Raw genomic sequence first — 7,794 nt, 5'->3', positions numbered from 1 at the left:
GTGCGCGCTAGGCCCATGTGCAACGGGCGTTGCCAAAAAGTCTGCTTTGCCTTTCCAGTACTGGAAAGGAATCTCGGTGCGATGTCTACATGGCATGACCAGAAAGGGGTGTTTCCCCAAATGCCTTTCCAGCACTGGAAAGGAATCAGGGCGTCATGCCTTGTATTGAAAGGCATGGAGAAGATGATGGGTCACCAGTGCGCGCTAGGCCCATGTGCAACGGGCGTTGCCAAAAAGTCTGCTTTGCCTTTCCAGTACTGGAAAGGAATCTCGGCGCGATGTCTACATGGCATGACCAGAAAGTGGCGTTTCCCCAAATGCCTTTCCAGCACTGGAAAGGAATCAGGGCGTCATGCCTTGTATTGAAAGGCATGGCGTCAAAGTGCACGAGTAGGCGAGTTTTCTATATAAGGCATGGCGTTTTGCTGCCTATCTATTAAACATAAGGAAACCGAGATGGCTAACACGATGCAAGTAAACGACCTGGGCGAAATCAAAGCGGCTTTGGAAAGGCACATGGAAAGCCTGCACAAACGGGCAATGGCCGTGGTGAACGAGTACTACGAATTCAGGGACGAGATGAACAAGCAGATGGACTGGCCGAAGAAAAGCTCCCTCAAGCCCAGAGTCCGCCAGCGCGGGCTATCGATAGCAGCGGAGTGGTACGACAAGCGCTGGTATGGCTCGAAAGCGAAGGGGACGCGGAGGGCGTTTACGACGTACATCGCCAAGCCTAGAACAGCGAATGGCTACACCCTGAGCAAACTGCTGGAATATGCCCAGGACTGGGAAAAGGACAAGGTGGCAGAAACCGAGAAGGCATTGACGGCGATCCGCTACGAGGCGGGCTGCGTCATGAAGGCGCTGTCCTACCTGAACAGTGCCATCGAGAAAGGGCAGGCTGAGAAGTAGGACAGGCAGTCCAGCGTGCTTTACTTCGAGCCGCGTCAACCTCCCCGTCGGTCAGATCGAACTGGCAGTAGAGGAGCTGCACGCATGGCTGGACGCCCTGTATGATCGCGCGTACCGGATAGTGGAAGCACGCTGGCGGGCGGTGAGGGCGGCAGAAAAGAAGATGCCCGGATGGGAGCACATCCAGGCGACGTTCCGGACGCATCGGCCTCGGCCACCGGCGCATACCCTTCCGCGCCGCCCAGTTGCCAGGCCAGATCGCCCCGCGGGGTGCGGATCGCCTGCCCCTCACGCACGACGGGCTGGTTGGGCGAAGACTTGATGCCATCAAGCACCGCGATGCGTGCGCGCGGCAACTCCAATTAGGCGAGGCGCGAGAGCCGGCCTTGCGGCTGGTAGGTCCGAGGAGGCCTGGGCCGGCGCGCGGCGGGCGCTGACGCGGAAGAGGGAGTCTAGGTTGACATCCTCCCTTCCTGAGGGGATGGGAGGAGGTTAAGAGCACCGAAACGCTACCGCCAAGTGCGCTTTTTACCCCGATTTTCAGGCGTCGCCCTGATAAAAGGGGGGGATGGATCATCCGTCTCCTCAACCCTCTATTCCCTCTCTTGAGCCCGGCGAGCCGATTCCGAACACCGGGGTTACGCAAGCGCTGGACCGGATACGACAGCGCCAGGAACAGGACGCCATCGCCGCAGGCCTGCCTGTGCCAGCGAATGGCGCGCCCTTGCCAAACGACGTGCTAAGGTCGGCGCTGTTTGGCGTGGCGGCGCGCCTCTACAAGCACGAAACCAAAATCGCATCTGTGCAGGGGGTCGATGTCTATCTGGTGCGCGGCTACAGGCCGACCCAGGAGCACCTGGACGTATGGGAGCAATGCCTGCGACTTGCCACCCAGCACGGAACGGGCAAGAAAATCCGGTTCACGGCCTACTCCTTCCTGAAGGCGATCGGGCGCAATACCGGGAAGTTTGAGTACGGCTGGCTGAAAGAGACCATCAACGACCTGGCTGGCTGCTTGGTGCGCATCAGCAATGGTCGGTACTCCTACTTCGGGACGCTGATCCAGGATGGTTTCCGGGACGAAGAAACGGGCGAGTACATCATCTCGGTGAACGAGCGGCTCGCGCTCCTGTTCTGTGGCGGCAACTGGACCGCCCTCGATGGCCGCGAGCGAAAGAAGCTGCGCCGCCAACCGCTGGCCCAATGGCTACATGCGTTCTATTCCACCCACAAGGAACCCTACGGTCACAAGGTCGAAACGATCAGGCAGCTTTGCGGCAGCGAGACGGAAGAGTTATGGAAGTTCCGCCAGGTGCTGCGCCGGGCCTTGGCCAGCCTTGAGCGCGCGACGGGATGGCGCTGCTGGATCGACGAGAACGACCTTGTGCATATCGAGAAAGCAAAAAGCATGCCCAACCCCCTATCGGGGTAGCGGGTAGGCCTAAAATCGCGAGTTATCCACAGATTTCGAATAATCATGAATGCAACTATCGGGGTAGCGGGTAGGCGGTATCGGGGCAGCGGGTAGGTTTTGGGTGGAAACTATCGGGGTAGCGGGTAGGCGGTATCGGGGCAGCGGGTAGGAAACTATCGGGGCAGCGGGTAGGAAACTATCGGGGCAGCGGGTATGGTCGCGCCTGTGGAAAACTTGTCCAAGTCATTGAAAAAGAATGCAAACAAAAGTTATCCACAATTGCCCTAATCTTTCTTTAATCTTTTTTTAATCTATATAGGCGGATTCAGGTATGCGCAGAAGAGACTCTCTTGCTGGTCATGCAGATTGCCGGAGACCTGTCGGAGCTTCTGCTTCGCGCTCTGGCTGCCGGTGTACTGGAGACCGCGGGGCAGGGCAAGGTAACGGTTGCGCTGGTCGCGCGGTTGCCTGGCGCTAAAGACCTTGCTCAAACCTTGAGCGGTGAGGGTGTTTTTTCCGACATTCGCGCCAATGAAGCTAAACAAGCAGGTTTGGTGCGCTTTTTGCCCGCGTTCTGAACAGGCGCAGCGCTATCCTTTCCACGTCGGCCACCATCTACACCCAGTGGTGAAATTTGGAAACATGGAAACTGCCAAGAAAAATCTACATCCGGTCTGGCTGTATGACGGCAAGCCGGAATACGTTGACCTGACAGTCGCACCTGCGAGCCAAGGGGGTTATGTCCTGGTTCTGGAACTCGCGAACGAAACGATACGGCTGGCCGCCACTCGCCATCCGGCGAAATACGTCACTGCCTGGCGCCACAACGTCAAGCGTTACGGCCTACCAGACATCATCCGAGTGTTGGTATCCAGGCCATATCTACGCTACGAGGCGGTCAAACGCGGGCTTGCGAGAGTGTTGGCAGAGAACAAGGACGACGAATCGGATTCGTATCGGCTGGATGTCGATCGGCTTACGGAAAAGGCACGGGAAGTCTTCTCCGTGGCAGGGGTGTAACTAGACGAAGGGCAGCAGGCCATGCCGATTGTATCCGACTTTGCCAAGGCGCTCGGCTGGCTTGCCGTGCTCGCTTTGGTTGGCGTGGGAGCAGCCCATGCGGATGGCAGCTTCTTCTTCCAGGATCAGGGCCACCCGCCTAGACAGCGCGCCACCTTCTCGGATCAGGAGCGAGACAGGCTGCTTCAGGACGCCTACGCCTGCAATCGGCCTGGGAAGACGCCAGAAGAACAGCAGCGGTGCCAAGCCCGCGAAGAACATGCTCGACGAATGATCGCCGAGCGGACGCGCGCCAATCATCAACGGGCAGAACCGCAGCTTCAGGAACTCAGACAACTCTATCGCCAGCAGGCAAGGTAACGCATGTTCGAATCCGTGGATTTCGAGGAACCCTGGCGCAAGGTGCATGAGTGGCCCATGGCGCTCACCTGGTTGTCAGCATCCGCCATGACGCTGGCCGTGACGGCCACATTGCCGGTCCCGACCAAGGCAGGTGTTGCGGCATCGCTCGCATGTCTGTCATTGGCTGCCTGGCGATCGATCCAGGCTTGGGGTCGAAGCCAGGCGAGGACGCGAGCCCTGGATAAAACCCGAAAGGAGTTCGTCACGCCACAAGACCTGATCTCGAAACAAAAGCCAGGCCAGTTCTGGTTGGGCAAGGGGTTTGTCTGGACGGACATCGAGGCGCGAAAGATGCACGCTCTGATTGGGAAAGGCGTGGCCGAAACCTTCGGCAAAGAATTCATCAAGGATGGAGCCCACTGGCTTCATGGGCTATCCAGGGAAGAGGATGTCTATGCCGATCTCGGCTTGCTTGAAGGGCACACCCTGATCGTCGGATCGACAGGTGTGGGGAAGACGCGCCTGTTCGACCTCCTGATCGCCCAAGCCATTGTCCGTCAAGAACCGGTCATCATCATCGACCCCAAGGGCGACCACGGCTTGGCCTCGAATGCCCGCAAGGTCTGTGAGGCGCTCGGGCAACCGGAGCGGTTCGTCTATTTCCACCCCGCCCATCCCGAAAAGTCCGCCTGCATCGACCCGCTACGCAACTGGAACCGCAAAACGGAACTCGCAAGCCGGATCGCTGCGCTGATTCCATCCGAGACGGGCGCGGACCCGTTCACAGCCTTCGGCTGGAAGGTGCTCAACGACATCGTGAATGGCCTGATCGCCACAGGGCAGCGGCCGAACCTGGTGCAGTTACGGCGCTACATCGAAGGCGGACCGGACGACCTGTTGCTCAAAGCGCTGCGAATCCACTTCAAACACCACGTTCAGGATTGGGAGACCCGGATAAGCTCCTTCGTGAAGCAGTACAAGGGCAATCAACTACTGGCCTACATCAGCTTCTACAAGCAGGTTGTAATCCATGACGCCCAATCCGTCGATCTGGACGGCCTGATTTCCACCTACGAGCACAACCGGGAACACTTCCAGAAGATGGTGGCGTCGCTCATTCCGATCCTGTCGATGCTCACCAGCGACCCGCTGACAGATCTCCTGTCACCGGATTTCGAAGCGGGTCACGACAAGCTGGTAACGGACATGGCTCGAATCATCCGGGCCGACAAGGTGATGTATGTGGGCCTCGACTCTCTGGCCGATGCCACAGTGGGGAGCGCCATCGGCTCCATCCTGCTTGCTGACCTGACTGCCGTGGCCGGCGATCGGTACAACTACGGCATAGACTCGATCAAACCGATCAACGTGTTCGTGGACGAGGCGGCGGAGGTCATCAACAACCCGACCATCCAGCTCCTGAACAAAGGGCGCGGCGCAGGATTCCGAATGACCATTGCAACCCAGACATTCGCTGACTTCGCCTCCCGTCTGGGTGACGAGAACAAGGCCCGCCAGGTGCTCGCCAACACCAACAACAAGATCACCCTGCGTGTGCAGGACGCGGAAACGCAAAAGTACATCGCGGACGGCATTCCGAAGATCAAGGCGCGCACCATGATGATCCGCTATGGGCACAACGTCGATTCCAACATCCACGATGCCTACAGCGCCTCCTACCAAGAGCAAGCGACCGAGGAAGAGGCAGACTTGATACCTCCCGCCATCCTCAGCGAGCTTCCACCGCTGCATTTCTTCGCCCGATTGTCCGGCGGCAGGACGATCAAAGGGCGGATTCCGATTTTGGTGTAAAGGGCGCGCATGCGGCGATTCTTGCTGGCCCTTTCGCTCCTTTGTGCTGCTCATGCGGCCGCCGCAAGTTCGACGATTCCCGCAAAAGGAACAATCGAGGTGGCGTTCTCGCCAAACGGCGGCGCTACAGCCCTGGTGGTGAAAACGATCGCTGACGCGAAGAAATCCATCCTGGTGCAAGCATACAGCTTCACGTCTGCGCCCATAGCTCAGGCGCTGGCGCAAGCCAAAGAGCGCGGTGTGGACGTGCGCGTGCTTCTCGACAAGAGCCAGAAATCGGAGCGCTATACCGTCGCGACCTACCTCTCCCATCACGGCATCCCCACCTGGATAGACCAGCAACACGCCATCGCGCACAACAAGGTGATGGTGATCGATGGCGATACGGTGATCACGGGGAGTTTCAATTTTACGAAGGCGGCAGAAGAGAAGAATGCCGAAAACGTCATCGTGTTGCGCGGCAATCCTGGGCTGGCAAACGTCTTTGCTGCCAACTGGATAAAGCATCAGACACATAGCGAACGCTACTGATCATGCGTCAGGAAACAAGAAAACAGGGCACTTGGGGCGGATTCATCGCCACCATTCTGCTCGTTGGATTCGTTGCGGCGTGGGCTTTGATTCCATCGAGGGCGATGGAAGAGACATGGCTGACAGAAAAGCGCCAGATGGCAGCATGGGCCGGTGGAGCCACCAGCCGGTGGATCATGTCGCAGGCCGCAGGGGTCATGGCTGACACTGCAAGACAGGCCCACAAAGCGGTAAATGATCTCGGCGGCAGCCAGATCGAGAAATGGCTGACGGATCGAATCTGCGCAAGCCTGCTCTGGGCGAATGTGGTGGTCTATCGCACCTATGCGCTCATGATGTGGGCGCTTCTTGGCATACCGCTGATTCTGGCGGCATCGGTCGATGGCTTCTATGTGCGCGAAATTCGGAAGACAGCCTTCATCTCCCAAAGCCCGATTCGCCACAAGATCGGGGTTCACTTCTTTCGTCTGGTCAGCATCGCGATGGTTCTTTGGCTCTTTCTGCCGATTCCTATGCCGATCCTAGCAGCGCCTGCCGTGGTGTGCTTCATGGCGCTGTCGCTCTGGCTATGGGTAGGAAATTTGCAGAAGCGATTGTGATTCTATGGTAGAGAGCGCGTGCATGCGTAGATACCGAGCTCAACCGATCCTTGACGCCGCGACATTGGCGGTCACCGCACTGGAGGTTCTGAGTTCTATGCCTTTGGTCTTCTATGACGAGGCGGAAATGATTCGCGTAGACCTGGCAAGCCTCGAATATGCGGTTGACTTGGTTGAACGCACAGGTCTTCGCATTCACTGCAACATGGAATATTCGACGTTCGTTCTGGCGCCGCTGTTGATCTGCGAAAGGATCAGATCAGGAATCGTGATCGAACTGGTGGAGCGGCACGAAATATTCGGGAAGAGTGACATCCATTCCTGGATTGCAGAGGCTGCCGCCAAGATACGCAGCAGGGGAGGACTCATTGCAATGGACGATGTGACGCCGACCGCATTGGAACGAGAACTCATCAAGACATTGCGGCCGGACATCATCAAAGTCGAGAACAGGGACGCGCTGGCCGAAATCCGTAACGCGGTGAAGGGCACACCCGTCATCGCCGAGCGCATCGAAACGGGCCGCCATGCAGAGTTGGCGCGAAAGCTTGGCGCGAGAGAAATCCAGGGATTCTGGTGCGATCGGCAAGCGCAAGCCCATGCCGGAAACTGGATGGACGCGCACGCTTCTCTGGCTAAGCTCGCGTCGAGCAGCTCATGATGGCTTTTACGCACATCGCCGCAGGCAGCGCATCCGCGCTACTGGCCGCGGACTGGCTCAACGCGCCTGCACCGCAGACATTGTTGATGCTGGGCGGTGGCGTTCTGGGTAGCATGTTGCCGGACATTGATCATCCCGGGAGCGCCTTCGGGCGTCGGGTGCTGCCGATTTCGATGATGCTCTCCGCCGTGTTTGGGCATCGAGGCATCACGCACAGCCTGCTCGCGGTGGTCGGCATGTCTGCGCTGGCTTGGTATTCGCTACACCATCTCGCTTGGCATCCGGGCTATTCCGTGCCGTTTGTTGTCGGCATTGCCGTTGGCTACCTATCCCATCTGGCCGGAGACTGGATGACGAACTCGGGCGTTCCCCTGTTGTGGCCGAGCAAACGGCGCTTCGTTGCGCCGTTGCGGCTTTTTACCGGCGATTTCCGTGAGTACCTTCTGGCATTTGTCATGTACGGATGGGTCATTGTTCACGGCATGCGAACGGCAGGGCGCTAA

Annotated in this window: 10 protein-coding genes; 9 read left to right on the top strand and 1 reads right to left on the bottom strand. The window is 58.3% G+C overall.

Annotated elements, in window-relative coordinates:
• Positions 1 to 456 precede the first annotated feature (456 nt).
• From mobI to V6E02_RS10845, 4 genes are all read left to right on the top strand, one after another.
• Positions 457 to 912: a conjugative transfer protein MobI(A/C) gene (gene mobI, locus V6E02_RS10860; protein ID WP_347308822.1), complete on the top strand. Its 456-nt coding sequence runs from the start codon at positions 457 to 459 to the stop codon at positions 910 to 912.
• Between the two features lie 568 nt (positions 913 to 1,480).
• Positions 1,481 to 2,344: a plasmid replication initiator TrfA gene (gene trfA / locus V6E02_RS10855; RefSeq protein WP_347308821.1), complete on the top strand. Its 864-nt coding sequence runs from the start codon at positions 1,481 to 1,483 to the stop codon at positions 2,342 to 2,344.
• A 332-nt stretch (positions 2,345 to 2,676) separates the two neighbouring features.
• On the top strand, positions 2,677 to 2,904 hold the full coding sequence (locus tag V6E02_RS10850) for a hypothetical protein (protein ID WP_347308820.1): 228 nt from the start codon (positions 2,677 to 2,679) through the stop codon (positions 2,902 to 2,904).
• 64 nt (positions 2,905 to 2,968) lie between these two features.
• Positions 2,969 to 3,346, top strand: a complete 378-nt coding sequence (locus tag V6E02_RS10845) for a hypothetical protein (protein ID WP_347308819.1) — start codon at positions 2,969 to 2,971, stop codon at positions 3,344 to 3,346.
• Here V6E02_RS10845 and V6E02_RS10840 read toward each other — a convergent pair whose 3' ends face one another.
• Positions 3,347 to 3,682: a hypothetical protein gene (locus V6E02_RS10840; RefSeq protein ID WP_347308818.1), complete on the bottom strand. Its 336-nt coding sequence runs from the start codon at positions 3,680 to 3,682 to the stop codon at positions 3,347 to 3,349. It lies immediately after the preceding gene.
• A 27-nt stretch (positions 3,683 to 3,709) separates the two neighbouring features.
• Between V6E02_RS10840 and traD the strand changes: the two genes are divergently transcribed.
• The 5 genes from traD to V6E02_RS10815 all read left to right on the top strand — a co-directional run bounded on the left by traD (position 3,710) and on the right by V6E02_RS10815 (position 7,794).
• Positions 3,710 to 5,500: a conjugative transfer system coupling protein TraD gene (gene traD, locus V6E02_RS10835; protein ID WP_347308817.1), complete on the top strand. Its 1,791-nt coding sequence runs from the start codon at positions 3,710 to 3,712 to the stop codon at positions 5,498 to 5,500.
• 9 nt (positions 5,501 to 5,509) lie between these two features.
• Positions 5,510 to 6,031: a phospholipase D family nuclease gene (locus V6E02_RS10830; RefSeq protein ID WP_347308816.1), complete on the top strand. Its 522-nt coding sequence runs from the start codon at positions 5,510 to 5,512 to the stop codon at positions 6,029 to 6,031.
• A gap of 2 nt (positions 6,032 to 6,033) precedes the next feature.
• Positions 6,034 to 6,630 (top strand): IncC plasmid conjugative DNA transfer DtrJ family protein, encoded by a 597-nt coding sequence (locus V6E02_RS10825; protein ID WP_347308815.1) that lies wholly within the window; start codon positions 6,034 to 6,036, stop codon positions 6,628 to 6,630.
• Positions 6,631 to 6,727: 97 nt separating this feature from the next.
• Positions 6,728 to 7,291, top strand: a complete 564-nt coding sequence (locus V6E02_RS10820) for an EAL domain-containing protein (RefSeq protein ID WP_347308814.1) — start codon at positions 6,728 to 6,730, stop codon at positions 7,289 to 7,291.
• Positions 7,288 to 7,794 (top strand): metal-dependent hydrolase, encoded by a 507-nt coding sequence (locus V6E02_RS10815; RefSeq protein WP_347308813.1) that lies wholly within the window; start codon positions 7,288 to 7,290, stop codon positions 7,792 to 7,794. Before V6E02_RS10820 ends, V6E02_RS10815 begins: the two co-directional genes overlap by 4 nt.

The sequence above is a fragment of the Thiobacter sp. AK1 genome, assembly GCF_039822265.1.
Taxonomy (GTDB): Bacteria; Pseudomonadota; Gammaproteobacteria; order Burkholderiales; family Thiobacteraceae; genus Thiobacter; species Thiobacter aerophilum.
This window is presented reverse-complemented; position numbering and strand designations above follow the sequence as displayed.

Bases quoted from the DNA above. Each gene is read 5' to 3' on its own strand.
- mobI (WP_347308822.1), top strand. From the start codon at position 457: ATGGCTAACACGATGCAAGTAAACGACCTGGGCGAAATCAAAGCGGCT.
- trfA (WP_347308821.1), top strand. From the start codon at position 1,481: ATGGATCATCCGTCTCCTCAACCCTCTATTCCCTCTCTTGAGCCCGGC.
- V6E02_RS10845 (WP_347308819.1), top strand. From the start codon at position 2,969: ATGGAAACTGCCAAGAAAAATCTACATCCGGTCTGGCTGTATGACGGC.
- traD (WP_347308817.1), top strand. From the start codon at position 3,710: ATGTTCGAATCCGTGGATTTCGAGGAACCCTGGCGCAAGGTGCATGAG.
- V6E02_RS10830 (WP_347308816.1), top strand. From the start codon at position 5,510: ATGCGGCGATTCTTGCTGGCCCTTTCGCTCCTTTGTGCTGCTCATGCG.
- V6E02_RS10825 (WP_347308815.1), top strand. From the start codon at position 6,034: ATGCGTCAGGAAACAAGAAAACAGGGCACTTGGGGCGGATTCATCGCC.
- V6E02_RS10820 (WP_347308814.1), top strand. From the start codon at position 6,728: ATGCCTTTGGTCTTCTATGACGAGGCGGAAATGATTCGCGTAGACCTG.
- V6E02_RS10815 (WP_347308813.1), top strand. From the start codon at position 7,288: ATGATGGCTTTTACGCACATCGCCGCAGGCAGCGCATCCGCGCTACTG.